We start from the raw sequence: 26,142 nt of genomic DNA on the forward strand, positions 1-26,142 counted from the left end.
CATCGCCCGGTACCCGCTCGGGTGCGTGCCCGGCCGAAAGGAGACACCATGGTCACCCGTCACGTCCAGAGCCTCGAACAGGCCATCGCTCACTGCGCCGACGAGCCGATCCACATCCCCGGAAGCATCCAGTCGCACGGCTTCCTGCTGGTGCTCGGCGAGCCGCTGCTGGAGGTCATCCAGGCCAGCGAGAACGTCCAGCAGTGGCTGGGCAAGCCTGCCGAGGCGCTGCTCGGCCAGCGCCTGGAGACCCTGTTCCCTGGCCTGGAGCTGGCGCCGCGACTGCAGGCGCTCAGCGACGACGACAACAATCCCTTCCATCTGCGCGACCTGTGCTTCGACCTGCCTGACGGCGAACAGGAGCGCTTTGCCCTGATGGCCCATCGCTTCGCCGGCCAACTGATCATCGAGTTCGTCTGCGCCAGCCGCGCGGACGACGCCTATGACAACCTCTACCCGATGATGCGCACCTTCGTCACCGAGCTGGAGAATGCGCGCGATCTCGACGCGCTGTGCCGGCTGGCGGTACGCGAGGTCAAGCGCATCACCGGCTTCGGGCGGGTGAAGATCTACCGCTTCGATGCCGAGGGCAACGGCCTGGTGCTGGCCGAGGAGGCCGACCCGGGCTATGCGAGCTATCTGGGGCTGCGCTTCCCGGCGGCGGACATCCCGGCCCAGGCGCGCCGGCTGTACTGCACCAACCTGATCCGCGTGATCCAGGACGCCAACTACCGCCCCGCACGGATGGTACCGCCGCTCAATCCTGAAACCGGCGCACCGCTGGATCTGAGCTTCGCCGCGCTGCGCAGCGTGTCTCCGGTGCATCTGCAGTACATGCGCAACATGGGCACGCTGGCCTCGATGTCGCTCTCGATCCTGGTCGACGGCCAGCTTTGGGGCCTGATCTCCTGCCACGATGCCAGCCCGCGCCAGGTCAGCTACCAGACGCGTACCGCCTGCGAACTGCTCGGGCGCATCCTGGCGCTGCAGATCGAAGCCAAGGAAACGGCAGTGCTGGCGCAACGCAAGCTCGAGCTGCGCCGGCAGGTCGTGCAATTGCTGGCCGCGATGGCCGATCGCGACAGCGTGGTCGAGGGTTTCCGCAGCCTGCCGGACGTGGTCCTGGAGTTCGCCCGCGCCAGCGGTGCGGCGGTGATCGCCGGTGACGACTACCAGACCTTTGGCAACACCCAACGGAGGAGCAGTTGCAGGCGCTGGCGCGCTGGCTGTCGACCGATTCGCAGCAGCTGATCTATCACAGCGACAACCTCCGCCGCGACCTGCCCGAGCTGCCGGAAATCGCCGAGCACTCGGCCGGCCTGCTGGCGATCGCGATTTCCCGGCTGCATGCGCACTACCTGGTGTGGTTCCGTGCCGAGCAGGTGCAGACGGTGAACTGGGCCGGGCAGCCGGAAAAACAGGTCGACCCGAGTACCGGCGCGCTGTCGCCGCGCCACAGCTTCGCCCGCTGGCAGGAGACCCTGCGCGGCTTTGCCGAGCCCTGGGAAGCGGTCGAGCTGGAGGGTGCGCTGGAGCTGCGCAACGCGGTGCTCGGCATCGTACTGCGCAAGGCCGAGGAGCTGGCCCAGCTGGCCGGCGAATTGCGCAAGAGCAACAAGGAACTCGAGGCCTTCTCCTACAGCGTGTCACATGACCTGCGCGCGCCTTTGCGGCACATCGCCGGCTACGCCGAGCTGCTCGGCGAAATGGAGGGCAGCAAGCTGAGCGAACGCGGCGTGCGCTTCCTCGACAACATCGCCGAGTCGGCGCGCTTCGCCGGCACCCTGGTCGACAACCTGCTGAGCTTTTCGCAGATGGGTCGCTCGGCGCTGCGCCTGTCCGACGTCAATCTCGCGGCGCTGGTGGAGTCCATCCGTCTGGAGATGGAGCCGGACTGCCAGGGTCGCGCGATAGACTGGCGCCTGTCCCCGATGCCGGTGGTCGTCGCCGACGCCGCGTTCATCCACATGGCCCTGAGCAACCTGATCGGCAACGCCATCAAATACACCCGTACGCGCGAGCAGGCGGTGATCGAGATCGGCGCCGAGGAGCACCCCGGCGAAGTGATCGTCTATGTCCGCGACAACGGCGTGGGGTTCAACATGCAGTACGCCAACAAGCTGTTTGGCGTCTTCCAGCGCCTGCACCGGATGGAAGAATTCGAAGGCACCGGCATCGGCCTGGCGAGCGTTCGCCGGATCATCGAGCGCCATGACGGCCGCGTCTGGGCCGAAGGCGAACCGAACCGCGGTGCTAGCTTCTATTTCGCGCTACCCAAGCTCAACTATTCCTCTACAGCCTGACGAAACCGCCATGCTCAAACCCATTCTGCTGGTCGAAGACAACCCACACGATCTGGAGCTGACCCTGATCGCGCTGGAACGCAGCCAGCTGGCCAACGACGTCGTCATCATGCGCGACGGTGCCGAGGCGCTGGACTACCTGCAGCGCAGCGGCGCCCATGCCGACCGCCCGGAGGGCAATCCGGCGGTGATGCTGCTCGACCTGAAGCTACCCAAAGTCGATGGCCTCGAAGTGCTGCAGACCGTGCGCACCTCGGAGACGCTGCGCAGCATTCCGGTGGTGATGCTGACCTCCTCGCGCGAGGAACCGGACCTGGCCCGAGCCTACGAACTTGGGGTGAACGCTTACGTGGTCAAGCCGGTCGAATTCAAGGATTTCGTCGCCGCCATCTCCGACCTCGGGATCTTCTGGGCCGTACTCAACGAGCCGCCACCGGGCTCACCGCGTTACAAGCGCGCCAACCAGAACCCTCGTTAACCCTTTTCCGCCGCGTGCATGCTCTGCGACATGATGGCGAATGCCTGCAACCAAGAACCTGAAAATCCTGTTCATCGAGGACAGCCCCTACGACGCGGAGCTGGCGCAGATCACGCTCGAACGTAGCGGCTTCGTGCTCGACACCGAACTGGCCTACGACCACGACGGTGTCGTGCGGGCCTTGCAGCAACGCGAATTCGATCTGGTGCTGGCCGACTTCATCCTGCCGGGTTTCTCCGGCGCGCAGGCGCTGGAACTGGCCCGCGAACTGGCGCCACAGACGCCTTTCATCTTTCTCTCCGGGGTCTACGGCGAAGAGCATGCAGTGAACATGATGCGCTCCGGCGCCATCGACTACGTGCTCAAGCAGAACCTGGCGTTCCTGCCCAAGGCAGTGGAACGTGCCGTCGCCGAAGTCAACGAGCGGCGTCGCCGGCTGCAGGCCGAGCAGGCGTTGCGCGAAGTCGAGGTACGCGCACGGCTGGCGGTCGACGCGGCGCGCCTGGGCATGTGGGATTACGAGCCACAGAGCGACACGCTGATCTGGGACCAGCGCTGTCGCGCCATGTTCGGCCTGACGGTCGATGAGCCGGTGAGCATGGCCACGTTCGAACGGCTCTGTCATCCCGACGACATCGGCCGAATGCGTCGGCGCATCGAAGCGGCGATTGCCCGGCAGAACGACCGCGACTACGCGGAGGTGTACCGCGTCTGCCTGCCGGACGACCGCGTGCGCTGGCTGGAAACCCGCGGCCAGGCCTTCTTCGAGAGCGGCCGTTGCGTGCGCTTCGTTGGCGTGGTGATGGATATCACCGAGCAGAAGCTCGCCACCGAGGCCCTCAAGCAGCTCAACGAGAAGCTCGGTGAGCGCGTTCAGGAGCGCACTCGCGAGCGGGATCGTACCTGGGATCTGTCGCGTGATTTGCTCGCCGTCACCCGCTTCGACACCACACCGATCGCGCTCAACCCTGCCTGGGAGAGCACGCTGGGCTGGCCGCGGGAAAAGTTGCTGCAGGGCCCGCTGAGCGACCTGGTGCATCCCGATGACGTCCAGGCGACGCTCGAGGAAACCGCCAGCATCGCCAGCGGCCAGGTCAGCAATCGCTTCGTCAATCGCCTGCGCCACGCCGACGGCAGCTATCACTGGCTGTCGTGGAACGCCGTGCCGGACGCCGGGCACATGTATGCGGCGGCACGTGACATCACCAGCGAGATCGCCACCATCGACAAGCTTGCCGAATCCAACCGGCAACTGCTCGAACAGATCGGCGAACGCGAGCGCATGGAAGAGACGCTGCAGCAGATGCAGCGCCTGGAGGCGGTCGGCCAGTTGACCGCCGGCGTGGCGCACGATTTCAACAACCTGCTCACGGTGATCCTGACCAGCACCAGTTTCCTCAAGCACGACCTGGAGAGCGGTGCGCCGTCGACCAAGGCGCTGGCGCGCCTGCAGTACATTCGCGACGCCGGCGAGCGTGGCGCCATGCTGACCAGCCAGCTGCTGGCCTTTTCCCGGCGGCAGCAGCTGGCGCCCAAGGCGATCTGGCTGAACGACACCATCACCGGCATGCTCAACCTGCTGCAGAGTTCGCTCGGCGGCAGCGTCAGCATCAGTGTCGACGCCGCAGCCGACCTCTGGCCGGCGATGGTCGACCCGACCCAGATCGAAATGATCATCCTCAACCTGGCGATCAATGCGCGCGATGCGATGGGCAGCGGTGGGCAGCTCGTTCTGCGAACCGGCAATATCAGCCTGACCCGGCCGGCCGAGCGCCCGGAAGATCCGCTGCCGGACGATTACGTGGTGCTGGCCGTCAGCGACAACGGTACTGGCATGACCGACGAGGTGCTGCGCAAGGCCTTCGAGCCCTTCTTCACCACCAAGGAAGTCGGCAAGGGCTCGGGGCTGGGATTGGCGCAGGTGTTCGGCTTCGCCAAGCAGTCCGGCGGCGGCGCCAGCATCGAAAGCGAGCCCGGAGTCGGCACCACGGTGAAGGTCTTTCTGCCACGGGCCTGCAGCACGCTGGCCGTGGCGGAGAACGCGGACCATCCCGCACGGCCGCCGGCGCCGTCCGTGCGCCACGCCATTCTGCTGGTCGACGACGACCAGACGGTGCGCGAGGTGACGGCGCAGATGCTCGATACGCTCGGCTATTCGGTGATCGAAGCCGACAGCGGCGCAAAGGCGCTGGAGCTCCTGGAAAATGGCGTGAGCGTCGACCTGCTGCTGGCCGACTTCGCCATGCCGGCGATGAACGGCGGCGAGCTGGCGCGCCGCGTTCGCAGCCACTATGCGCGGCTGCCGGTCGTGTTCATCACCGGTTATGCCGAACTCGGCGAGCTCGGCCTCGACGGCGCGGTGGTAGTGCAGAAGCCCTTCCGCGAGGAACAGCTGGCGGACAAACTGATGCAGGCCCTGCTTGAGCGGAGCCCGGTCTGATGGATTGCCGGCAGCACCTGCGCCAGGCCACCGCGACGATGCACCAGCAGGTCGACCGGGCCTTCTCAGCCTTCCAGCTGACCGAGGCGGCAGGTTACCGGGGCTTTCTGTGCGCGCATGCGCGCGTACTGCTGCCGCTGGAACAGGTGCTCGACGAAGCCGAGGCCGCCCAGCTATTGGCGGACTGGCCACAGCGCCGGCGCAGCGCGGCCTTGCGTGCCGACCTGGCCGATCTCGCGGTCATGCCGCCGCCGGCTCTGGTGATCGATCGCCCCGCGGATGAGGGTGCACTGTGGGGCCTGCTCTATGTGCTCGAAGGCTCTCGCCTGGGCGGCCGCGTGCTGACCGAACGGGTTCGTCGGGCCGATCCCGACCAGCCGCTTCGCTACCTCAGCCATGGCAATACGGCGCCGCTGTGGCCCCGTTTTCTGGAAAGCCTGCAGCGCCGCGCCGCGGCCTGCGACATGGCGAGCATGCAGGCCGCCGCAGTCGTCCTGTTCGCCCGCTTCGCCGAGGCCGCCCGCCAGGAACAGGCGAGCGCGGCGACGGCAGCGGCTGTGGGATGCAAATAAAGTTTCATCCTAACCCTAAAAACAGAGAGAAACGTCGCGCGCTCTCCTATTCATAAAAAATCCCTTTTATATCAGTATGTTGTGAGCACTTACACCCGAGACTGGATCGTTTTGCCTTTCATGGGAGAATGATTAAGGGCGCTAAAGTATCATCCTAATTTTCGCCCAGGCTCGAAAAATACGGTAAATGGTGAAAATAAAGATTCATCCTTTTCCGATGTTGCCCGTTCCAACACGTAAGCAGTCAGTCAGAAAAAACACATAGATCCAATCCCTAGCGAGCATTGAGCTCTCTCATCCGTGCCAACTGCTCCAACCCTTGGACGCCCTAAATGCTTACCCAAAAAAATCAACACCTTCTTTTAAAAACACAATCAAAAATGACTCCCTTATATCCATTTAACCTAAACAGCCTTCCCCCCACTGCACTAGCTAGGGCTCGTAGTTCGGCGCAAGGCTGAAGTCGCTTGGCTGCTTCGCTGTGCAGATCCATGACCCACTTTCCATCAAACTCCCGGTTGTAGTTCCACAAGCATCTCGCGAGTCTTGCCGGCCCGCTCCACTAACAAGACAACAACATCTCCAACGTTCTTGTCGTCTAGCCGGGCCTGTAATGTGGTGACGTCGTCGACGGCGATACCGTCGATGCTGATAACGCGATCGCCGGGCACGATGCCGCCTGCGGTGACCTCGACGCCGACGAGCCCGGCCCTGTGCGCCGCCGAGCCCGGCGTCACGCGCAATACGAATACGCCCTTACTGCCGGTCAGCGCCTGCAGACGCGCGTTGAGCTGCTCATCCACCTCGATGCCCAGCGCCGGACGGATGTACTTGCCGGTCTTTATGAGTTGCGGCACCACGCGCATGACGGTATCGACCGGCACCGCAAAGCCGATGCCGGCCGAGGCGCCAGACGGACTGTAGATGGCGGTATTGATGCCGATCAGCCGCCCAGCCGAATCGAGCAGCGGGCCACCGGAATTGCCGGGGTTGATAGCGGCGTCGGTCTGGATCAGGTGGTCAATGGCCGGGCCACTGGCGTCGCCGGAAAGGGTGCGGTCAAGCGCCGAGACGATGCCGGTGGTGAGCGTCCAGTCGAGCCCGAAGGGATTGCCAATGGCAAAGACCTTTTGCCCCACCTTGAGATCGGCACTGGTGCCCACCGGCACCGCCGGCGGGCGCTTGAAGCCGACGCCAATCTTGAGTACCGCGATGTCGTGCGCAGGACTGGCGCCAACGAGCGCGGCCTGATAATCGCGACCGTCGGCCAGTTTGACCGTGGCAGACGATGCCCCCTGGATCACGTGGAAGTTGGTCACCACGTGGCCGGCATCGTCCCAGATGAAGCCGGAGCCGGTGCCGCGCGGCACGGAAAAGACATTGCGGGACCAGACGTCACGCACTAGTTGCGCCGTGGTGATGTAAACCACCGACCCGCGCGATTTCTCGAACAGCTCGATGGTGGTTTTTTCGTCGGCGGCCAGGTCGCCGCGCGGCGTCACCGTGCGCTCCTGCGTTTCGTGGGGACTGAACCAGGCTTCGATGGCGGGCAGGAACTGCCACAGCAGCATGAGTGCGGCGATGCAGCCAGTGATGACGAGCCAGCGCCGGATGAATCGATCCGGCGCCGGGCGGCTGTAGGGGTCGGGGTAGGTCACGTCATTCTCCATGTTGAAATCAGCGCCAAAGGCCGCCGGTGCGCCAGCGTGGCGGACGTGGTGATACGGTCACCTCGGGGACGAAACGGGCCGATGGAAACGGCGGCATCGCGGGCGGCGGAGCAAGTTCCAGCAAGCGCTCAATGCGTTCAGCCGTCGCCGGATGCGTGCGCAACCAGGAGGGTTCCGGATTGCCCCATCCGGGCAGCAGCCAGGCGCGCCAGGAGCGGCTCACCCGCTCGATCTTGGCGAGCGCCGAGGCCAGCCCGTGCGGGTCGCCGGTCAATTCGGCAGCGAGCCGGTCGGCGTCGAATTCGCGCACCCTGGACAAGCCCAACTGAGCCAGCAAGGCCAGCTGTGGCGCGACCGCCAGTAGAAGCAACGCGGGCCAATTGACTTCCGTGACTCCAAGCAATAACGCTGGCAAGCTGAGCACGATCGCAAGCTGCCCCAACAAGGCCAGAAGATGGGTGAGCCGGCTGATCGAATCGGCCAAGCCCATGACACGCAAATCCTCGTTCGCAATATGCGCGATTTCGTGGCCGAGCACGCCGGTCAACTCGCGGGGCGTGAGGCTACGCAGTAGGCCGTCGGTCAGCGCGATGGCCGCGTGATGCTTCGAACCGGTGGCGAAGGCGTTGACGACCCCGCTGGGCACGTAGTGCGGTACCGGCACGGCAGGCAGCCCGGCCCGCGCCGCCAGTTCGCGCAACACAGCCCAAAGATCGGGCGCTTCATCCGGGTGCAGGGGGCGTGCGCCATACAGCCGCAAGGTCAGCCCGGAGGCGGCCGCCGGTTCGAGCAGCAGGGTGAACCCCGCGGCCGCAAGCGCCAGCCAAAGCCCGCCGTCACCCAACAGCAGGCTGCCAGCGACGGCGGCAATCCCGAGCAGGGTCAGCACCAACAGCGCGGTTTGCAGGCGATTGAGCCAGCGATGCCGCGCGCCGACATTCTGCGCGTGGCGCAGATCACGACTGATCATCTGAGCTTTCCCCGGCTGTCCGGTCATCGCGCTCGCGCAGCAGCCAGTAAGTCGCCCCGAGGGCCAGTGTCGCGCCTGCGAGCGCCGCGACCTTGGCGGGGCCGGTCTCCGGGTCGAGGATCACGAATTTACGCGCCAGGGCGATCAGCCCGATCAGGATCACCGTCTTGACCTGGATGATGCTGTCGCGCCGCAAGGTCACCCGCACGATGGAATGCTTGAACTCCATGGCGATGAGCAGCGTCATGATCATGCCGAACACGGTCTGGAAGACCTTGTGATCGAGCGGATTGAACGCATCAATGATCAGCAGGCTGAAGACGATCGAGATCAGCTGCAGCAGCGAGACCACGATGATCACGGCAATGATTGCGGACAGCGCGAGCGCGATCACCTGTTCGAAGCGCTCGTAGAACGTCATCACTGCCCATTGGGCGCGAAATGTTTTGATCGGGTCTGCTTGCTTTTCCTTCATCGCCACTCCTCTCAATTCTGAAATACTTGTGCACCCACAACTTGGTTGCGCCCTTGTCTTTTTGCCTGGTAGAGCGCGCTGTCCGCCTGCTGCATCACCTGCTCGACAGAGTGCAAACGGGGGTCAAGGAGAGCCCCCCCCATGCTGGCGCTATAGCTGATCGACACCTCTCCACACACCACCGCTGTCGCCGCAGTGTCCTGACGAAATCGCTCCGCCCATACTTGGGCGTCTTCTATCGATGCCGCTTCCAACAACACAGCGAATTCCTCCCCCCCAATCCGGGCAGCCATGTCGGTTGCGCGAACATGTTCCCTCAACCGTGAAGCAAAGTGCTTAAGCACCTCATCGCTGCATCCGTGTCCATAGGTGTCATTGATACGCTTGAAGTGATCGATGTCGCAGAGCACAAGTGCTGTTTGTATCTCGGGGCTGCGTTTGAGGCGCTCCCATTCCAGCTGTAATCGTTCGTTAAAAGCCCGCCGGTTCGACAAGCCGGTCAAGGGGTCGGTGATCGCCATACGCAGCAACTGCTGCTCCATTTCCTTGCGAGAAGAGATGTCGAGCAGAGTGCCGACTATCAGTTGCCTGCCCGCGTCACCCAGCCAACGGCCGCGATCCAGCACCCAAATCCAAACGCCAGATCGATGACGAACGCGGTACTCGCACTCCAATCGCTCCGACGGGTTTTCTTGGTAAGCGCGCACCTTTGCCAGAACGACCGGCAAATCCTCCGGGTGAATACGCGCTTGCCATGCGGCATGGGTGGCGCCAACCTCCTCGTCGGAGGTCAAGCCGAACATCGCCAGACTGCGGGCAGAAAGCCTGAAGCTGTCGGTAGCGATATCCCACTCCCAGAATCCCAGCCCTGCGCCCTCCAGGGCGATGGCGATCCGTTCCTTGTCATCGATTTGCGATGCTTCAGCTCGTCACGCCTCTGGCGATTGGTACGAACAAAACGCCATAGCGCAACCGCCATGCCAATATTGGCAAGTAGCGACACCATCAGCCAAATGGTCGGCCCGTTCATGGTCTATCCCCACCTGACTCACTGAGTGTCTGCCGTAATTCCTCGATCCGGTGGTCGACTTGGTCGGCGTTGATGCCCAACATCAACAGTACCTGCTCGGCCAGTCCGAGTCCCGCAGCCAGGTACAACGGGTACAGTCTGACATTGGGCAGATTACGCAAAAGCTGGGCATCCGTTACGCGCTCAGTGGCCACCACCACGGACAAGCTCAGGCGGCGGTCGAGAACCGCCTGAGCGATACGCAGGGCCGTCTGCGGACGGGCAAACGTCAGCACCACCAGGCGGGCATGGGCCAATCCGGCGGCGGCCAGGGTGTCGAGCCGACTGGCATCGCCATACGACACCGGCACCCCCATCGCACGCCCCGCTTCGACCCGTTGGCGGTCCGATTCCAGCAGCAAATGCGGTATGCCTGCCAGGCGCAGCGTTCGGCTCAGCAGCAGCCCGACGTCATCCGCCCCACAGATGATCACATGGTCGCGCAACGACCGCGCCCGCTCGGCGACTTCGCCTTCTTCGGCCTGCGGTGGCTGACCGAGTGCGCCCGAGCGGCTGAAAGCCCGCGCCCATCGGTCATGGTGTCGGATCAGGAGCGGTGCCAACCCCATGCTCAACACCAGCGCCACCAGCATCGGTTGCACCATGGTGGCGGCGATCAGGTGCTGCTGCATGACCATGCCCAGGAGCAGCAGCGCAAACTCGCCGCCATGACCCAGCACGATGCCTGCGCGCCAGGCGTCGAGCGCCGACAGGCGGGTTGCGCGCAGCGCCAGAAAGTTCAGCCCCATCTTGAGAGGCACCAAGGCCAACAGCCAACCCAGTACCGCCAGCGGTGCGGCCACGATCTGCGCGGTGTCCAGCTGCAGGCCAATGGTCACGAAGAACAGGCCCGACAGCACATCACGAAAGGGCTTGAGGTGGTTTTCCATGTGGTGCCGGAAATCGCTCTCCCCCAGCACCATGCCGGCAAGAAAGGCACCGAGCGCAGCCGACACACCCAGTGCATGGGCCGCTGCCGCAGCCGCCACCACCAGACTCAGCGAGACCAGCACGAAGGACTCTTCGTGCCCCTGCCGCGCCACCCAGCCCAGCAAGCCATGCAACAGGCGGCGCGACGCAACCGCCGAGACGGCAAACAGCAACAGCACGCCCGCCACCTCCCCAAGCACACGGCCAAGCCCGGGAGCATCGCCGCGCGCCCAGATCGCCAGCAGCGCCAGCAAGGGCACACTGGCCAGATCCTGGAACACCAGCACGGCAATGGCGCCGCGGCCGTGGCGTGTGGTCAACTCGCCCTGATCGGCCAGCTGCCGGCTGACCAGCGCTGTCGACGACATGGCCGCCGCCGCGCCCAGCAGTGCGGCGCTGTCGAGCGGCAGCCCCAGCCACAGCAAAGCCAACGCCACCGGTGCGGCGACCATCGCCAGCTGCAGTGTCCCGGCCACCAGCACGGTCTTGCGGGTGAGCCAGAAATGACCGAGCGAGAACTCCAGCCCGACCATGAACAGCAGCAGCGCCACCCCCAGCTCGGACAGGAAATTCAGCGCCGGTCCCGGCATGATCCAGGCCGTGGCCGGAGGGCCCAGCAAGACACCGACCAGCAGATAACCCAGCAAGGTCGGGATATTCAGCCTGGCCGTCAACGCAGCCGCCAGACTGCAGGCGACCAGCAGAATCAGCGTCGTACCGAGCAAGTCCTGCATCGGCCCTCAACTCACCACAGCCGAGGATGCCCAGCGCACGATGTCCTGTGCCCCCATGGCGCCGGCCTGACGCGCGATCTCCCGCCCGCCCCGGAACAGCGCCAGGGTCGGAATGCTGCGGATGCCGAAGCGGGTGGCCAATTGAGGCTCTGCCTCGGTGTCGACCTTGGCCAGCCGTACCTTGGGTTCCAGCAGGCGCGCGGCCTGCTGGAACTGCGGCGCCATCATCTTGCAGGGGCCGCACCAGGGGGCCCAGAAATCGACCAGCAGAGGAATGTCGCTGCGCTCCACGTGGCGCGTGAATGTCGCCGTGGTCAGCTCAATGGGCGCGCCCGTGAACAACGGCTGCTGGCAACGGCCGCAGTTAGGCTGGTCGGCGAGTTTGCCCGCCGGTACGCGGTTGACGGATTGGCAATGCGGGCAAACGATGTGCAGGCTGTCGCTCATGTCGAGGCTCCTGAAGGTGTTGAGGATGAGGGGAGCGCCGCCTCGGCCGCCGTGGCCGGGGTGGCGCGCTGGAGCCCCTCGGTCAGGCGGCGGATATCGGCTTCATCCAGGGTTTCCCGCGCCAGGAGCTCGCGGGCACAGCGCTCCAGCACCGCGCGGTTGGCGTCGAGAATCCCGTAGGCGCGCTCGAACACGCCCATCACGATGTCGCGGATGGCCTGATCGATGCGCGCCTGGGTCGATTCCGCCACCCGGCAGCCGCCGCTGGCCAACTCGGGCGTGTCGAGGAAGCGCGGCCGCTGCGCCTCGAAGGCGATGTAGCCCAAGCCTTCGTCCATACCGAAGCGGGTGATCATGTCGCGGGCGATGTCGGTGGCCCGCGCCAGGTCGTCGGCCGCCCCCGTGGAGAGTTCGCCAAACACCAGCTTCTCGGCCGCGCGTCCGCCCAGGAGCACGGCGATCTTGTGTTCCAGATCGCTGCGCGTCATCAGGAAACGGTCTTCGGTCGGGCGCTGCAGGGTGTAGCCCAAGGCACCGATGCCACGCGGGATGATGGAAATCTTGTGCACCGGGTCAGTGCCCGGCAGCGCCAGCGCCACCAGCGCATGGCCCATCTCGTGATAGGCCACGGTCTCGCGCTCCTTGGGGTTGAGCACGCGGTTTTTCTTTTCCAGCCCCGCCACGATGCGCTCGATGGCGGCGGTGAAGTCCTGCAGCTCCACGGCCTGCGAGCGGCGGCGCGTCGCGGCCAGCGCCGCCTCGTTGACCAGATTGGCCAGATCCGCCCCCGAGAAGCCGGTGGTCAGCGCGGCCACCTGCTCGAGGTCGACCTCGGGTGCCAGCGTGACTTTCTTGACATGCACCTTCAGGATGTCGAGCCGGCCCTTCTTGTCGGGGCGGTCCACCAGCACCTGACGGTCGAAGCGGCCGGCGCGCAAGAGCGCCTGATCGAGGATTTCGGGCCGGTTGGTCGCGGCCAGAATGATGAGCCCCACGGAGGCATCGAAACCGTCTAACTCGGTCAGCAACTGGTTGAGCGTCTGCTCGCGTTCGTCATGACCGCCGATCGGGCTGCCGACGCCGCGCGCACGGCCCAGCGCGTCGAGCTCGTCGATGAAGATGATGGCCGGCGCCTGGCCGCGGGCCTGCTCGAAAAGGTCGCGCACCCGCGCCGCGCCCACGCCGACGAACATCTCGACGAATTCCGAACCCGAGATGGAGAAAAACGGTACGCCCGCTTCACCGGCGACCGCCTTGGCCAGCAAGGTCTTGCCGGTGCCGGGCGGCCCCACCAGCAGCACACCCTTGGGGATGCGCGCCCCGAGACGGCCATAGTCCTGCGGATTCTTCAGGAAATCGACGATCTCGACCAGCTCCGCCTTGGCCTCATCCACCCCCGCGACATCGGCGAACGTCACACCGGTGTTCTTTTCCACGAACACCTTGGCGCGGCTCTTACCGATGTTGAGAAACCCGCCCATGCCCTGCTTCTCGGCGAAGCGGCGGAACAGGAAGAACCAGACGCCAAAGAAGGCTACCGCTGGCAGGATCCACGACAGCACATCGCGCAGCCAGGTGCTCTCCACCACGCGGGCATAGGGCACGTCGTACTTCGACAGGCGATCGGCAAGATCGGGTTCGACCCTCGTTGCCACGATCGTCGTCTTGCCCCGGCTGTCCGGCGACTTCAGGCGCCCGGTCACCGTACGATCCGACACCAGCACTTCGGCCACGCGACCCTCGGCCAGCGCCTTCTCGAACTCGCTGTAGGGCACCGGCTCGACGGTTTTCGCCGTCTGCCAGTAGCTCTGCAAACTCAACAACAGCAGGAGGGCAACGATCCAGTAGCCGGTATTCCATTGATTCTTTTTTTCCATGGGCCGTGTTCCTCGAAAGTCGAGTCGCCAGAGGATCAGGTGAACAGACGGGCCGCGCCGTCACGCAAACGGATGGCCAGCGAGCGGGAGGGCAGTGCAGCCGCTGATGAGCAGCCCCCACGGCGTGGCCGACCGCGGATCACGCTTGTAGACGACCGCGTGACCCGCGGACACGACCGCCACCGCGATCGAGGCCAGGGAGGCTGCCCATGCCAGGCCGATGGGATCGGACACGGCAGCCTCTCCCAACATTAAGACGCGTCGCTCGCCGACTTCTTCTTGCGAGAGCCCTTACCCGCGTCGCCATGCGGCGCCTCGGCCGCCTTCGCGGCATCCGGCTGCTCTGGCTCGGCCGGAGTCTGCGGTGACTCATGGCGTTCGAACACCACGCGTTCGGCCTTGTCGTCCCAGCGTGCGCTGGCGTGATCGCCCTTGCCGATTCCGCCGCCGAGCATCTCGCGTGCCAGCGCGGTTTCCAGCTCGCTGCGGATCAGGCGCTTGAGTTCACGCGCACCGAACTCCGGCTTGTAGCCTTCTTCCGCGAAATGATCGATCAGGGTCTGATCGAAGGTCAGCGTCACGCCCTGGCTGGCGGCGCTGCGTGCCACGCGATCGAGCTGCAGGCCGACGATGTGGCGAATCTCCTCCTTGCCCAGCGCATGGAAGACGATGATCTCGTCGATGCGGTTGATGAACTCGGGACGGAAGTGGCCGCGCAGCACGTCCATCACCTCGGCCTTGGTCTTTTCGTACTCCTCGCCGGCCGCCCCGCGCGCCTTCAGCCGTCGCTGGATGATGTCCGAACCCAGGTTGGACGTGGCGATGATGATGGTGTTGGTGAAATCCACCACCCGGCCCTTGCCGTCGGTGAGGCGGCCATCATCGAACACCTGCAGCAGGATGTTGTAGACGTCGGGGTGTGCCTTCTCGATCTCGTCGAGCAGCAGCACGCTGTAGGGCTTGCGACGGACCTTCTCGGTGAGCTGACCGCCTTCGTCGTAACCGACATAGCCCGGAGGCGCGCCCACCAGCCGCGCCACGGTGTGGCGTTCACCATATTCCGACATGTCGATGCGCAACAGGGCGTGCTCATCGCCGTAGACCGATTCGGCCAGCGCCTTGGCGAGCTCGGTCTTGCCGACGCCGGTGGGGCCCAGGAACAGGAACGTGGCCACGGGCTTGCTGCCTTCGCGCAGCCCCGCGCGCGACAGCCGCACCGCATCCGCCACCGCGCGTACCGCCTCGTCTTGTCCCACCAGGCGCTCGTGCAGCCGTTGCTCCAAGTGCAGCAGCTTTTCGCGCTCTTCCACCGTCAACTCGTTGACCGGGATACCGGTCAGGCGCGAAACGATCTGGGCCACGTGCTCGGCCTTGACTTCGGCACTGCCGGAGGCCCGCTCCCGCTCCCAGTCCTCGATCAGCTTCTTGAGCTCGGCCTCCTTGGCTTCGATGCGCTTGCCGAGCTCTGCGGCCTTGTCGTACTGCTTGCGCGAGGCCATATAGTCCTGCTCACGCCGCAGTTGGTGCAGTTCGGACTCCAGCTCTTGCACCGCCACCGGGCGGGCTGTGGCCGACAGTTTCACGCGTGCGGCCGCCTGGTCGAGCAAGTCGATGGCCTTGTCAGGCAAAAAGCGCGCGGTGATGTAGCGGTCCGACAACTCGGCGGCGGCGATGATCGCATCCTCGGTGATGCTGACCTTGTGGTGCGCCTCGAAGGTGTCGCGCAGGCCGCGCAGGATCATCATGGTCTGCGCTACCGTCGGCTCGGGCACCATCACCGGCTGGAAGCGACGCTCCAGCGCGGCGTCCTTCTCGATGTACTTCTGATACTCGTTAAGCGTGGTGGCGCCGATCAGGTTCAGTTCGCCGCGCGCCATCATCGGCTTGAACACGTTGGCCACGTCCAGCCCGCCTTCGCCGCCACCCTGGCCGGCACCGACGATGGTATGCACCTCATCGATGAAGAGAATCATCTCGCCCTGGTGCTCGGTCACTTCCTTGAGCACCTTCTGCACGCGCTCCTCGAACTCGCCGCGGTACTTGGCGCCAGCCACCATGGCGTTGATGTTGAGTTCCACCAGGCGCTTGTCGCGCAACGTCTCGGGCACTTCGCCCGCCACCATGCGCTGCGCCAGCCCCTCGACGATGGCGGTCTTGCCCACGCCCGGCTCGCCGATCAGCACCGGGTTGTTCTTCTTGCGCCGGGCCAGCACCTCGATGGTGGTCTCGATCTCCTGCGCGCGGCCGATCACCGGGTCGAGCTTGCCGTCGCGCGCCATCTTGGTGAGGTCGCGCGAGTATTTATCCAGCTCGGGCGTGTTGGTCGGCGTCTCGGCGCGGCCATCCTCGGCCCCTTTGCCGACCACCTTGCTTACCTGCTGGCGCAGCGCCTGCGGCGTCAGGCCGTAGCGGCGTAGCAGGTTGGCGGCCAGCCCTTCGCCTTCCTCGGTCAGACCGATCAGGAAATGCTCCGGACCGACATAGGAATGGCCGAGTTCATTGGAGGCCACGAAGGCGCGGCTGAGCGCATCCTTCACGCGCGGCGACACGCCGATCTCGCCCTCGAACGGCTTGTCCCCGCGCTTGGCCTCGGACTCGATCTGCCGCTTGAGGTCATCGACCTTGATTTTGAACTGACCCAGGATGGTCTTGACCACGTCGCTGTCGGCCAGCGCCAGCAGCAGATGTTCGGTATCCACCTCGGAGCGGCCAAATTCGGCAGCGTGTTTGGCGGCCTCTTGCAGCAGGGCTTCCGACTGTTCGCTGATGCGGCTGGCCAGCCCACTGCCGCGCCGGCGCGGTGCACCCGAACCTGCGGCGGCGGGTTCGCCAAACACGGAATCGACCACGTCATCGGTATCGGCGGCAAAGGGCGTCGCGTCGTCGCCGATGCGGAAGAAGTCACTGCCGAGGAAGTCCTCGAACAGGCCGCTGCGCGAGCCGAACAAGGCTTCCAGCGGCGAGACGGTGCGCTTTTGCTGGCGCACCAGTTGGCGGTAATGGTCGTCGCACAACAGCATGGTGCTGTGACGACCGTTGAGATTGGCTTCCACCCGCACGGTGGCGGGTTGGCCGCAGACCTGGCATTGTTTTCTGGCCATGCTGATGCTCCTGAGAAGGTTGAGGCACGAGGCATCGCGAGCCGCGACACCTCGTCTCGTGCCGGGTTTTTCTTGTGACGAACGAGCCGGCGACGTCAGCCGTTGATCGGGATCGAGCGTCCCTGCTTCGGCGCGCTGACCTCGCGCTTGTCGATCGTGACCGTGAGCACCCCGTTCTTGAACGATGCCTTGATCGAATCCTGGTTGGCGTCGTCAGGCAGGTTCAAGGCACGCTGAAAGCTGCCGTAGGAGCGCTCCACACGGTGGAAGCCACCTTCCTTCTTCTCCTGTTCCTGGCGCTTCTCGCCACGCACCATCAGCACGTCGTTGTCGAGGGTGATCTGGATGTCCTTCTCCTCGACACCGGGCACTTCCAGGGCAATCTTGTACTGCTTGTCGGTTTCCTGGATGTCCAGGGCCGGCTTCAGCATGCCCGACCAATCGGATGGCAGCCGCGGCATGGCCAGCGCCGGAAAGCCGAAGCCCCGGAACGCATCATCGAACAGCCGGTCGATCTCGCGATGCAGTTGCAGGATCGGGCTGACTGGCCCGCTCGCCGCCGGTAGGTCATTGCGTTGCACTGGCAGTGAAGAGACGGTTTGCTGCTCCTCCTGCTCTTTTTTGAACCAGTTCCAGGGAGCCAACTTCTTGAAATCAATATCCATGTCACACCTCCAGAAAAAAGAAAAATGAAGAATCACTCAATCCTTTCGCCTGCTGCGACGGACAGCGCGCCCAGGCGATACGGGATGTTCCGATGACTGCTGCTCATCTCTGCGCACCACCTCCTTCTTTTCCCCGGCTTGGGTCTGATCATTGATCCACTGATCGATTTCGCTTTGACGAAACCGCCACGCCGCGCCCGCCTTGAAAGCCGGAATTTCCCCGTGCGCGCGAGCCGATAAAGCGTCCGCTTGCCGACTTTCAAGTACGCTGCCAATTCATCGAGCGTGAAAATCACCTGCAGGTGCGCTTTCATTTCACCCTCTCCAACCGCGCCGCTTTGCGGTTCCGGCCAAGGAAATTCTTGCAAGACATTGCGCCTTTCAGGAAAAACTCAAGGGTCAATGCACAGCGTTCTGCCGCCCCATTGATGCAGGTCAAATGCTCAGGCAAGGCGCAGCGGGGCGGCCCGATCCGGCCATGGACAGAGCCTAGCTTGGCTAGCCTGCGTGTGCCACAGGCGCCTCGATCAAACACCGATCCTCACGTTATAGCCGAGTGCCCGCAGCCCCTTGCTCGTCTGCATGTTCCTTGGCGGAAACTCGTCTGGGCGCGCCCAGCCGACGATTTCCCCGAGGCTGCTCAGGCCAATGTGCGGAATTGCCCAGTCGTCGCTGCGGATCGCGTTCCAGAGTCGGGCCGAAACACTTCCGTTGCCCCAGACAACGTAGTTCAACAGTATCCGTCCGGCCAACACACCTTCCCGACACCGCCGCCGAAGGCCATGGCCCATCAAGCGGATTTTCCATGCCCCCTCAGCGCCGTACCTACAGCAAATCTTTCAAGGCCCAGGTCATTCAGGAGTGTTCTGAACCCGGTGCCTCCATCGCAAACATCGCCTTGGGCTACAGCCTCAATGCCAACCTCGTCCACAAATGGATTCGGCTACATACCCAGAAAACCACGGCTATCCAGCTAGCGTTCATCCCGTTGCCTTCTCAAATGCTCGGCGCGGGATCGCATGCTCAAGTGCGCTGCTGCGATCATGAGTTTGATCCGGTCCGCCCGTAATAATGGGCACGATCCGTATGCCTATCTCAAGGATGTGCTGACACGGTTGCCGACGCAGCGGGCGAGTGAGATTGCAGAGCTGCTGCCGCATAGGTGGCATCCGGCATAGTCGCGCAAGACGGTTTGCCCGCACGCTTACGTTCAACAGCTCAAGCACCGTCCGCCCTTCGCGGGATCGTTGCCGCCAGAGCCACACGCCGAACTTTTCCACCTTGTCGTCGCCGGCCTGCGGTCAGTCAGGCAAGCCCAGGTGCTCGTTTTCCTGCTTGATCGCGTGGTCTCGGATCGCGTGCACCCGGGAAACGGCATCCACGAACTGCCACCATCTCTTAGCTTGGCGGGGTCAAGCCAGCCGGGATGCCCGGACGGTTACGCTGGTCCGCGCCCAGTTGCGGCACCAAGGTCGGCCGCAGTGATGAAGCGGGTCTTGATGCCGCACTGCGCCGCCCGATAGCGCAGTGCGATGGCCAGATGCGTCTTGCCGACTCCCAAGGGGCCTATATCGCCTTGGCACGGCTCCGGGCAGTTTCGGGGAGGCTGCACGCAGTGCGCGACAAGATGTATCGCAGCCGAACTGCGGTGTATTCTGCAATCAGCCTAGGGCCGCGCGTATCCGCTGCTTCCAGTCGAACACCCGGGCATGGTTGGCCCCAGATGAGCTTTCTTTCGGGTGATGCACAGAGTGCAAAGGCTCACAGTACTTCGCCATGGTGCCTGGCCAACGCAACGAGCCTTTCACTGTCTCCCTCAAGATCCTGTCTATGCATTTTCCTGCCTCAACACCTGCTTTGAAGCCCATGATCCGCGTTGACATGGTCTTCCGGTTGTCTGAGGTATCTATTTCTAGAAGGTAGCGTTGATCGCCGTTTTGCAGCTTGAACCTTGCCAGCAGATAGCAGCGTGATTTTTCGTGATCAATCATGTGGTAGCTGCAACGTGGAACGGGCGGCAGAGGCCTCACTTCCAGTGCTACCAGCGCAACTCCAGACTCTTGGGTGATTTGTTCAAGAATCTCTCGGAGCAGCGAGAAGCGATCTGCAAGCCGCTCATGCTCGTCCCCATCACCCTCTCCCTCACCCAATTGTTGGAATTCTCCTGACGCTATGCTGCCCTCGCTCACAGGATCAGCCACGCCGAAGAGTTGGCTTTCTCTGCTCGGGCATTGCTCGTCGTCGACCTTCTTGCCATGACCGTTGGCACGCTCCCCGTTGTAGGCGATCTTGGTGCGCAGCTGAGCATCAAACGGCCCTCTGCTGAAGCGAGCGCCTTACTCCACGGTTACCGACTTGGCCAGGTTGCGTGGCTGGTCGACATCAGTGCCACGCTGCACGGCGACGTGGTACGACAGCAGCTGCAGCGGCACGGTGTAGAGGATCGGCGCCAAGGCGTCGTGAATATGCGGCATCTTCACCAGGAAGATGCCCTCGCCATTGTCGAAGCCGGCCTCGCCATCGGCGAAGACGATCAGCTCACCGCCGCGGGCGCGCACTTCCTGCAGGTTGGACTTGAGCTTTTCCAGCAGCTCGTTGCTCGGCGCCACGGTGACCACCGGCATGTCCGCGTCGACCAGGGCGAGCGGGCCGTGCTTGAGCTCGCCGGCCGGATAGGCTTCGGCATGGATGTAGGAGATTTCCTTGAGCTTGAGCGCACCTTCCATCGCCACCGGATACTGGGTGCCGCGACCGAGGAACAGCGTGTGGTGCTTCTCGACGAAATGCTCGGCGATCTTCTCCACCGTCGTGTCCATCGCCAGCGCCTCGCCCAGCCGCGTGGGCAGGCGCCGCAGCTCTTCGACCAGCGTGGCCTCGACACCCGGCGGCAGGCTGTTGTGCACCTGGCCCAGGGCAAGGGTCAGCAGCATCAACCCGACCAACTGGGTAGTGAAGGCCTTGGTCGAGGCCACGCCGATCTCCGGACCAGCCTGGGTCAGCAGCGTCAGGTCGGATTCGCGCACAAGAGAGCTGATGCCGACATTGCAGATCGCCAGGCTCGCCAGGTAGCCGGCAACCTTGGCGTTGCGCAGGGCGGCCAGGGTGTCTGCGGTTTCGCCGGACTGCGAGATGGTGACGAACAGGGTGTCCGGCTGCACGACGACCTTGCGGTAGCGGAACTCGCTGGCCACCTCGACCTGGCAGGGAATACCGGCGAACTCCTCCAGCCAGTAACGCGCCACCATGCCGGCGTGGTAGCTGGTGCCGCAGGCGACGATCTGCACGTTGCGCACCTTGGCGAACAGCTCGGCGGCCTGCGGGCCGAACGCCTGCACCAGTACCTGCCGATCGCCCAGGCGACCTTCGAGGGTGCGCTGCACGACCTTCGGCTGCTCATGGATCTCCTTGAGCATGAAGTGACGGTACTCACCCTTGTCGGCCGCCTCGGCGCCCTCGTGGTACTGCACCACCTCGCGCTGCACCGGCTCGCCGTCGATATCCCAGATCTGCACGCTGTCGCGGTGGATCTCGGCGATGTCGCCCTCTTCCAGGTACATGAAACGATCGGTGACCTGGCGTAGCGCCAGCTGGTCGGAGGCCAGGAAGTTCTCGCCCAGGCCGAGACCGATCACCAGCGGGCTGCCACTGCGGGCAGCGAGCAGGCGGTCCGGCTGGCGCGCATTGATCACCGCCAGACCGTAGGCGCCATGCAGTTCCTTGACGGCATCCTTCAACGCCGTGGCCAGGTCGGCGCAGGTCTTCAGCTTGTGATTGAGCAGATGGACGATGACCTCGGTATCGGTATCGGACACGAATACGTAGCCCAGCGCCTTGAGCTCGCTGCGCAGCGCTTCATGGTTTTCGATGATGCCGTTGTGCACCACGGCCAGGTCACTGCCGGACACATGCGGGTGGGCATTGCGCTCGCACGGCGCGCCGTGGGTGGCCCAGCGGGTATGCGCGATGCCCAGCCGGCCGACCAGCGGAGCCTGCTGCTGCGCCTGCTCGAGTTCGGCAACCTTGCCCGAGCGCCGCAGGCGCTGCAGCTCGCCATGGCTGTCCAGCACGGCCAGGCCGGCGCTGTCGTAACCGCGGTACTCCAGGCGCTTGAGGCCTTCGAGAAGGATGGCGGTGATGTTGCGTTCGGCGATGGCGCCCACGATGCCACACATGATCAATTCTCCTGCTGGTGCTCTGGGGCCGCGCAGATCAGTCTGACGCCGCGGGCCTGAATGCTGGTGCGCGCCTCTTCGCTGAGGCGCTCGTCGGTAATGAGCGTGTGGATGCTGCTCCACGGCAGCTCCAGATTCGGAATACGCCGGCCGACCTTGTCCGCCTCGGCGAGAACGATGACTTCGCGTGCGACCTCGGCCATGACCCTCGATAGGCCGAGCAGCTCGTTGAAGGTCGTGGTGCCGCGCGCCAGGTCGATGCCATCGGCACCGATGAACAGCTGGTCGAAATCGTAGGACCTGAGGACCTGCTCGGCGACCTGCCCCTGGAAGGACTCCGAGTGCGGGTCCCAGGTACCGCCGGTCATCAGCAGGACCGGTTCGTGCTCCAGCTCGCGCAGCGCCGTGGCGACATTCAGCGAGTTGGTCATCACCACCAGGCCGTGCTTGTGGCCGAGCTGCGGAATCATCGCCGCCGTGGTGGTACCGGAATCGATGATGATCCGCGCATGCTCGCGGATGCAGCCGACCGCCGCACGGGCGATGGCCTGCTTCCAGGGCGAAACCGGCTGGCTGGTATCGGCAATGAATTCCTGCGGCAGCGGGACGGCGCCGCCATAGCGGCGCAGCAACAGGCCATTCTTTTCCAGCGCGGCGAGATCCTTGCGGATGGTGACCTCGGAGGTCTCGAAGCGCCGGGCGAGCTGGTCGACGCCGACTTCGCCCTGTTCGTCGAGCAGGGCGAGAATGGCATGGCGGCGCTGCGGTGTGTTGCGCTTCGACATCGCTAAGTTTCGATTCGAAATTTAATGGCGCGAATCAAAACATAAGGCGCTTTCTGACGCAACCGTCAGGCCGCCGGCGCTGGTCGGCTCAGGGCTTGGCTTTCACCGGTCGCTGCCAGCCCTGGATATTGCGCTGGCGGCCGCGGCCGAGGGCGAGGTTATGCGCCGGCACGTCCTCGGTGATGGTCGAGCCGGCGCCGGTGGTCGCCCCCTCACCCAGAACCAGGGGCGCTACCAGAGAACTGTTGGAGCCGATGAAGACGTCCTCGCCCATGACCGTGCGGTGCTTGTTGGCGCCGTCGTAATTGCAGGTGATGGTGCCAGCCCCGATGTTGGTGCGGGCGCCGATGTCGGCATCGCCCAGGTAGCTCAGGTGACCGGCCTTGGCGCCCTCGCCCAGCGTCGCATTCTTCAGCTCGACGAAATTGCCGACGTGCGCCTTGGCCCCCAGCCGGGTGCCGGGGCGCAAGCGGGCGAAAGGCCCGCAATCGGCGCCTTCGCCCAGCTCGGCGCCTTCCAGGTGCGAGTTGGCCTTGACCTGGGCCCCGCGGCGCAAGGTGCTGTCCTTGATCACGCAATTGGGGCCGATCTGCACACCGTCCTCGATGACCACCCGGCCTTCGAGCAACACGTTGACGTCAATGCTGACATCGCGGCCAACGCTGACTTCGCCGCGTACGTCAAAGCGCGCCGGGTCGCGCAGCGTGACCCCCTGCGCCATCAGCTGTCGCGCAGCGCGCCACTGGTAGTGCCGCTCGAGTTCGGCGAGCTGAATGCGGTCGTTGGCGCCCTGCACTTCCATTGCATCGGATGCCTGCTCGGTCGCCACGCTCAGACCTTCGGCAACGGCCATGGCGATCACGTCGGTGAGGTAGTACTCGCCCTGCGCGTTGCCGTTGGACAAACGTCCCAACCAGTCACCCAGGCGCTGGCCTGGCACGGCGAGAATGCCGGTGTTGCCCTCGCGGATCGCGCGCTGCTCGGCGCTGGCATCCTTGTGCTCGACGATCGCCTGCACCTTGCCCGCCGCGTCGCGCACGATGCGCCCGTAGCCGGTAGGGTCGGCCAGTTCGACGGTCAGCAGTGCCAGCTGGTCGGTGCAGACCTTGGCCAGCAGTCGCTCCAGGGTTTGCGCCTGGATCAGCGGTACGTCGCCGTAGAGGATCAGCACGCGCTCGGCGCCAAGCTGGGGTAGCGCCTGGGCCACGGCGTGGCCGGTGCCGAGCTGCTCGGCCTGGAGGACGAAATTGAGGTCATCGGCGCCAAGTTGCTCGCGCACCTGCTCGGCACCGTGCCCGATCACCACCTGGATGCTGCGCGGCTGCAGCGCCCGGGCGGTATCGATGACATGCGCCAGCATGCTCTTGCCGGCCACGGGATGCAGGACCTTGGGCAGGGCGGAACGCATGCGGGTGCCCTGGCCGGCGGCCAGAATGACGATATCGAGCGACATGAAGGATTCCTGAATCGACGAAGCCAGGCCGGCTTCATGGGTGACAGAAAAAGAAAAAGGGTAGCCAAGGCTACCCTTTTACTCGAACGCGATGAAGTCGCTGACCGATCAGTGACGGCCGTACTTCTTGCGCAGTGCCTCGATGGTCCGCAGCTGGGCAGCGGCCTCGGCCAGACGTGCGGCCGCGGAGCCGTAGTCGAACTCGGCACCTTTCTCGTGCAGCGCTTTCTCGGCAGCCTTGACGGCAGCCTGGGCGGCCGCTTCGTCGAGGTCCTTGGCGCGCGTCGCGGTGTCGGCGAGCACCTTCACCATGTTCGGCTGCACTTCGATGAAGCCGCCGGAGATGTAGAAGATCTCTTCCTCGCCACCCTGCTTGATCACTCGCACCGGACCGGGCTTGAGATCGGTCAGCAGCGGCGCGTGGCCCGGCAGGATACCGATGTCACCGAGGTTCCCGTGGGCGATGACCATTTCCACCAGCCCCGAGAACAGCTCTTCTTCCGCACTGACGATGTCGCAATGGACTGTCATAGCCATATTCATGCCTCGGTAGTCAGCCTGGCCGGCATACGCCAGTCAGGCTGGGACAGCGCCCGTGAACGGGCGCGCCAGTTACAGTTTCTTGGCCTTCTCGATGGCTTCGTCAATGGAACCGACCATGTAGAACGCCTGCTCGGGCAGGTGATCGTAGTCGCCATTGAGGATGCCGGCGAAACCACGAATGGTTTCCTTCAGCGGCACGTACTTGCCCGGCGAACCGGTGAAGACTTCGGCCACGAAGAACGGCTGGGACAGGAAACGCTGGATCTTACGCGCGCGGGATACCAGCTGCTTGTCCTGCTCGGACAGTTCGTCCATACCGAGGATGGCGATGATGTCCTTCAGTTCCTTGTAGCGCTGCAGCACGTACTGAACGCCGCGAGCGGTGTCGTAGTGCTCCTGGCCGATGACCAGCGGATCCAGCTGACGGGAAGTCGAGTCGAGCGGGTCGACCGCCGGGTAGATACCCAGGGAGGCGATGTCACGCGACAGTACGACGGTGGCGTCGAGGTGGGCGAAGGTGGTCGCCGGGCTCGGGTCGGTCAGGTCGTCCGCGGGAACGTAGACAGCCTGCACGGAGGTGATCGAACCGGTCTTGGTCGACGTGATGCGCTCCTGCAGAACGCCCATCTCTTCGGCCAGCGTCGGCTGGTAACCCACCGCGGACGGCATACGGCCCAGCAGTGCCGACACTTCGGTACCGGCCAGGGTGTAACGGTAGATGTTGTCGACGAACAGCAGAACGTCACGGCCTTCGTCACGGAACTTCTCGGCCATGGTCAGGCCGGTCAGCGCCACGCGCAGACGGTTTCCTGGCGGCTCGTTCATCTGGCCGTAGACCAAGGCAACCTTGTCGAGAACGTTGGAGTCCTTCATCTCGTGGTAGAAGTCGTTACCCTCACGAGTACGCTCACCCACACCAGCGAACACGGAATAACCGCTGTGCTCCATGGCGATGTTACGGATCAGTTCCATCATGTTCACGGTCTTGCCGACACCGGCACCACCGAACAGACCGACCTTACCGCCCTTGGCGAACGGGCAGACCAGGTCGATTACCTTGATACCGGTTTCCAGCAGGTCGTTACCGCCGGCTTGTTCGGCATAGGAAGGGGCAGCGCGGTGGATGGTCCAGCGCTCTTCTTCACCGATGGGACCGGCTTCGTCGATCGGGTTGCCCAGCACGTCCATGATACGGCCCAGGGTCGCCTTGCCGACCGGGACGGAGATGGCTTCGCCGGTGTTGGTGACGTCCAGGCCACGCTTGAGGCCTTCGGTCGAACCCATCGCGATGGAACGGACGATGCCGTCGCCCAGCTGCTGCTGGACTTCCAGGGTGGTTTCCGCGCCTTGTACTTTCAGCGCGTCATAGACGTTCGGCACCTGATCGCGCGGAAACTCCACGTCGATAACGGCGCCGATGATTTGAACGATACGTCCGCTACTCATGTTTGGTTCCTC

General features: G+C 64.3%; 21 protein-coding genes and 4 pseudogenes. 6 read left to right on the forward strand and 19 right to left on the reverse strand.

The window, feature by feature from the left end:
- Positions 1-48: 48 nt before the first annotated feature.
- From CL52_RS20115 to CL52_RS20130, 4 genes and pseudogenes are all read left to right on the forward strand, one after another.
- Positions 49-2,303: pseudogene (locus CL52_RS20115) on the forward strand (ATP-binding protein).
- Positions 2,304-2,313: 10 nt separating this feature from the next.
- Positions 2,314-2,781 carry a response regulator gene (locus tag CL52_RS20120; RefSeq protein ID WP_041110296.1) on the forward strand — a complete coding sequence of 156 codons (468 nt, stop codon included), beginning with the start codon at positions 2,314-2,316 and terminating at the stop codon, positions 2,779-2,781.
- A 40-nt stretch (positions 2,782-2,821) separates the two neighbouring features.
- Positions 2,822-5,221, forward strand: a complete 2,400-nt coding sequence (locus CL52_RS20125; protein ID WP_043222779.1) for a PAS domain-containing hybrid sensor histidine kinase/response regulator — start codon at positions 2,822-2,824, stop codon at positions 5,219-5,221.
- Positions 5,221-5,793 (forward strand): biliverdin-producing heme oxygenase, encoded by a 573-nt coding sequence (locus tag CL52_RS20130; protein WP_102847922.1) that lies wholly within the window; start codon positions 5,221-5,223, stop codon positions 5,791-5,793. The genes CL52_RS20125 and CL52_RS20130 overlap by 1 nt, the downstream gene beginning before the upstream one ends.
- A 506-nt stretch (positions 5,794-6,299) precedes the next feature.
- On the opposite strand, the gene CL52_RS20135 is transcribed toward CL52_RS20130, so the two are convergent.
- The 12 genes and pseudogenes from CL52_RS20135 to CL52_RS21205 form a co-directional block, all read right to left on the reverse strand.
- Positions 6,300-7,451, reverse strand: coding sequence for a S1C family serine protease (locus tag CL52_RS20135; RefSeq protein ID WP_003116645.1), 1,152 nt, complete (start codon positions 7,449-7,451; stop codon positions 6,300-6,302).
- 19 nt (positions 7,452-7,470) lie between these two features.
- Positions 7,471-8,433 (reverse strand): zinc metalloprotease HtpX, encoded by a 963-nt coding sequence (locus CL52_RS20140; RefSeq protein WP_013984524.1) that lies wholly within the window; start codon positions 8,431-8,433, stop codon positions 7,471-7,473.
- On the reverse strand, positions 8,420-8,908 hold the full coding sequence (locus CL52_RS20145; RefSeq protein WP_041110297.1) for a phosphate-starvation-inducible PsiE family protein: 489 nt from the start codon (positions 8,906-8,908) through the stop codon (positions 8,420-8,422). Before CL52_RS20145 ends, CL52_RS20140 begins: the two co-directional genes overlap by 14 nt.
- Before the next feature lie 11 nt (positions 8,909-8,919).
- Positions 8,920-9,819: a GGDEF domain-containing protein gene (locus CL52_RS20150; protein WP_312358532.1), complete on the reverse strand. Its 900-nt coding sequence runs from the start codon at positions 9,817-9,819 to the stop codon at positions 8,920-8,922.
- 115 nt (positions 9,820-9,934) lie between these two features.
- The gene (locus CL52_RS20155; RefSeq protein WP_043222783.1) at positions 9,935-11,641 is read right to left on the reverse strand and encodes a cation:proton antiporter domain-containing protein; all 1,707 of its coding nucleotides are present in this window, start codon (positions 11,639-11,641) and stop codon (positions 9,935-9,937) included.
- Between the two features lie 6 nt (positions 11,642-11,647).
- Positions 11,648-12,088 (reverse strand): thioredoxin TrxC, encoded by a 441-nt coding sequence (gene trxC / locus CL52_RS20160; RefSeq protein ID WP_041110300.1) that lies wholly within the window; start codon positions 12,086-12,088, stop codon positions 11,648-11,650.
- Positions 12,085-13,965 carry an ATP-dependent zinc metalloprotease FtsH gene (gene ftsH, locus CL52_RS20165; RefSeq protein WP_043222785.1) on the reverse strand — a complete coding sequence of 627 codons (1,881 nt, stop codon included), beginning with the start codon at positions 13,963-13,965 and terminating at the stop codon, positions 12,085-12,087. The genes trxC and ftsH overlap by 4 nt, the downstream gene beginning before the upstream one ends.
- Before the next feature lie 75 nt (positions 13,966-14,040).
- Positions 14,041-14,199: pseudogene (locus CL52_RS20170) on the reverse strand (cardiolipin synthase); the annotation flags it as partial.
- Between the two features lie 17 nt (positions 14,200-14,216).
- Positions 14,217-17,066 (reverse strand): heat shock survival AAA family ATPase ClpK, encoded by a 2,850-nt coding sequence (gene clpK, locus CL52_RS20175; protein ID WP_043222790.1) that lies wholly within the window; start codon positions 17,064-17,066, stop codon positions 14,217-14,219.
- Between the two features lie 95 nt (positions 17,067-17,161).
- The gene (gene hsp20, locus CL52_RS20180; protein ID WP_013984531.1) at positions 17,162-17,731 is read right to left on the reverse strand and encodes a small heat shock protein sHSP20; all 570 of its coding nucleotides are present in this window, start codon (positions 17,729-17,731) and stop codon (positions 17,162-17,164) included.
- Between the two features lie 32 nt (positions 17,732-17,763).
- Positions 17,764-18,045 carry a helix-turn-helix transcriptional regulator gene (locus tag CL52_RS20185; protein WP_425288336.1) on the reverse strand — a complete coding sequence of 94 codons (282 nt, stop codon included), beginning with the start codon at positions 18,043-18,045 and terminating at the stop codon, positions 17,764-17,766.
- Positions 18,046-18,258: 213 nt separating this feature from the next.
- Positions 18,259-18,522: a hypothetical protein gene (locus tag CL52_RS21205; protein WP_041771899.1), complete on the reverse strand. Its 264-nt coding sequence runs from the start codon at positions 18,520-18,522 to the stop codon at positions 18,259-18,261.
- 14 nt (positions 18,523-18,536) lie between these two features.
- On the opposite strand from CL52_RS21205, the gene CL52_RS21210 reads away from it, so the two are divergent.
- Both CL52_RS21210 and CL52_RS21215 read left to right on the forward strand, forming a co-directional pair.
- The gene (locus CL52_RS21210; protein ID WP_043222796.1) at positions 18,537-18,800 is read left to right on the forward strand and encodes a transposase; all 264 of its coding nucleotides are present in this window, start codon (positions 18,537-18,539) and stop codon (positions 18,798-18,800) included.
- A pseudogene (locus tag CL52_RS21215) lies at positions 18,757-18,909 on the forward strand (transposase domain-containing protein); the annotation flags it as partial. The gene CL52_RS21210 and the pseudogene CL52_RS21215, both read left to right, overlap by 44 nt.
- 290 nt (positions 18,910-19,199) lie before the next feature.
- On the opposite strand, the pseudogene CL52_RS20950 reads toward CL52_RS21215, so the two are convergent.
- The 7 genes and pseudogenes from CL52_RS20950 to atpD form a co-directional block, all read right to left on the reverse strand.
- A pseudogene (locus CL52_RS20950) lies at positions 19,200-19,301 on the reverse strand (ATP-binding protein); the annotation flags it as partial.
- 91 nt (positions 19,302-19,392) lie between these two features.
- On the reverse strand, positions 19,393-19,920 hold the full coding sequence (locus tag CL52_RS20955) for a Tn7-like element transposition protein TnsE (protein ID WP_224109160.1): 528 nt from the start codon (positions 19,918-19,920) through the stop codon (positions 19,393-19,395).
- Positions 19,921-20,067: 147 nt separating this feature from the next.
- Positions 20,068-21,903, reverse strand: a complete 1,836-nt coding sequence (gene glmS, locus CL52_RS20205; protein WP_043222802.1) for a glutamine--fructose-6-phosphate transaminase (isomerizing) — start codon at positions 21,901-21,903, stop codon at positions 20,068-20,070.
- 2 nt (positions 21,904-21,905) lie between these two features.
- Complete coding sequence (locus CL52_RS20210; RefSeq protein WP_043222804.1) at positions 21,906-22,688, reverse strand: DeoR/GlpR family DNA-binding transcription regulator; 783 nt, start codon at positions 22,686-22,688, stop codon at positions 21,906-21,908.
- An 88-nt stretch (positions 22,689-22,776) separates the two neighbouring features.
- Entirely contained in the window at positions 22,777-24,141 is a 1,365-nt protein-coding gene (gene glmU, locus CL52_RS20215; RefSeq protein WP_043222806.1) for a bifunctional UDP-N-acetylglucosamine diphosphorylase/glucosamine-1-phosphate N-acetyltransferase GlmU, read from the reverse strand.
- A 108-nt stretch (positions 24,142-24,249) separates the two neighbouring features.
- The gene (locus CL52_RS20220; RefSeq protein ID WP_041110341.1) at positions 24,250-24,678 is read right to left on the reverse strand and encodes a F0F1 ATP synthase subunit epsilon; all 429 of its coding nucleotides are present in this window, start codon (positions 24,676-24,678) and stop codon (positions 24,250-24,252) included.
- A gap of 75 nt (positions 24,679-24,753) precedes the next feature.
- Positions 24,754-26,130, reverse strand: a complete 1,377-nt coding sequence (gene atpD / locus CL52_RS20225; protein WP_041110342.1) for a F0F1 ATP synthase subunit beta — start codon at positions 26,128-26,130, stop codon at positions 24,754-24,756.
- Positions 26,131-26,142: the final 12 nt, after the last annotated feature.

This window comes from Stutzerimonas balearica DSM 6083, assembly GCF_000818015.1.
GTDB classification, from domain to species: domain Bacteria; phylum Pseudomonadota; class Gammaproteobacteria; order Pseudomonadales; family Pseudomonadaceae; genus Stutzerimonas; species Stutzerimonas balearica.

Excerpts from the sequence above, each read along its gene's own strand:
- CL52_RS20120 (WP_041110296.1), top strand. The coding sequence starts at position 2,314 with ATGCTCAAACCCATTCTGCTGGTCGAAGACAACCCACACGATCTGGAG.
- CL52_RS20125 (WP_043222779.1), top strand. The coding sequence starts at position 2,822 with ATGCCTGCAACCAAGAACCTGAAAATCCTGTTCATCGAGGACAGCCCC.
- CL52_RS20130 (WP_102847922.1), top strand. The coding sequence starts at position 5,221 with ATGGATTGCCGGCAGCACCTGCGCCAGGCCACCGCGACGATGCACCAG.
- CL52_RS20140 (WP_013984524.1), bottom strand. The coding sequence starts at position 8,433 with ATGATCAGTCGTGATCTGCGCCACGCGCAGAATGTCGGCGCGCGGCAT.
- CL52_RS20145 (WP_041110297.1), bottom strand. The coding sequence starts at position 8,908 with ATGAAGGAAAAGCAAGCAGACCCGATCAAAACATTTCGCGCCCAATGG.
- CL52_RS20155 (WP_043222783.1), bottom strand. The coding sequence starts at position 11,641 with ATGCAGGACTTGCTCGGTACGACGCTGATTCTGCTGGTCGCCTGCAGT.
- trxC (WP_041110300.1), bottom strand. The coding sequence starts at position 12,088 with ATGAGCGACAGCCTGCACATCGTTTGCCCGCATTGCCAATCCGTCAAC.
- ftsH (WP_043222785.1), bottom strand. The coding sequence starts at position 13,965 with ATGGAAAAAAAGAATCAATGGAATACCGGCTACTGGATCGTTGCCCTC.
- clpK (WP_043222790.1), bottom strand. The coding sequence starts at position 17,066 with ATGGCCAGAAAACAATGCCAGGTCTGCGGCCAACCCGCCACCGTGCGG.
- hsp20 (WP_013984531.1), bottom strand. The coding sequence starts at position 17,731 with ATGGATATTGATTTCAAGAAGTTGGCTCCCTGGAACTGGTTCAAAAAA.
- CL52_RS20185 (WP_425288336.1), bottom strand. The coding sequence starts at position 18,045 with ATGAAAGCGCACCTGCAGGTGATTTTCACGCTCGATGAATTGGCAGCG.
- CL52_RS21205 (WP_041771899.1), bottom strand. The coding sequence starts at position 18,522 with ATGGGCCATGGCCTTCGGCGGCGGTGTCGGGAAGGTGTGTTGGCCGGA.
- CL52_RS21210 (WP_043222796.1), top strand. The coding sequence starts at position 18,537 with ATGCCCCCTCAGCGCCGTACCTACAGCAAATCTTTCAAGGCCCAGGTC.
- glmS (WP_043222802.1), bottom strand. The coding sequence starts at position 21,903 with ATGTGTGGCATCGTGGGCGCCATCGCCGAACGCAACATCACCGCCATC.
- CL52_RS20210 (WP_043222804.1), bottom strand. The coding sequence starts at position 22,688 with ATGTCGAAGCGCAACACACCGCAGCGCCGCCATGCCATTCTCGCCCTG.
- glmU (WP_043222806.1), bottom strand. The coding sequence starts at position 24,141 with ATGTCGCTCGATATCGTCATTCTGGCCGCCGGCCAGGGCACCCGCATG.
- CL52_RS20220 (WP_041110341.1), bottom strand. The coding sequence starts at position 24,678 with ATGGCTATGACAGTCCATTGCGACATCGTCAGTGCGGAAGAAGAGCTG.
- atpD (WP_041110342.1), bottom strand. The coding sequence starts at position 26,130 with ATGAGTAGCGGACGTATCGTTCAAATCATCGGCGCCGTTATCGACGTG.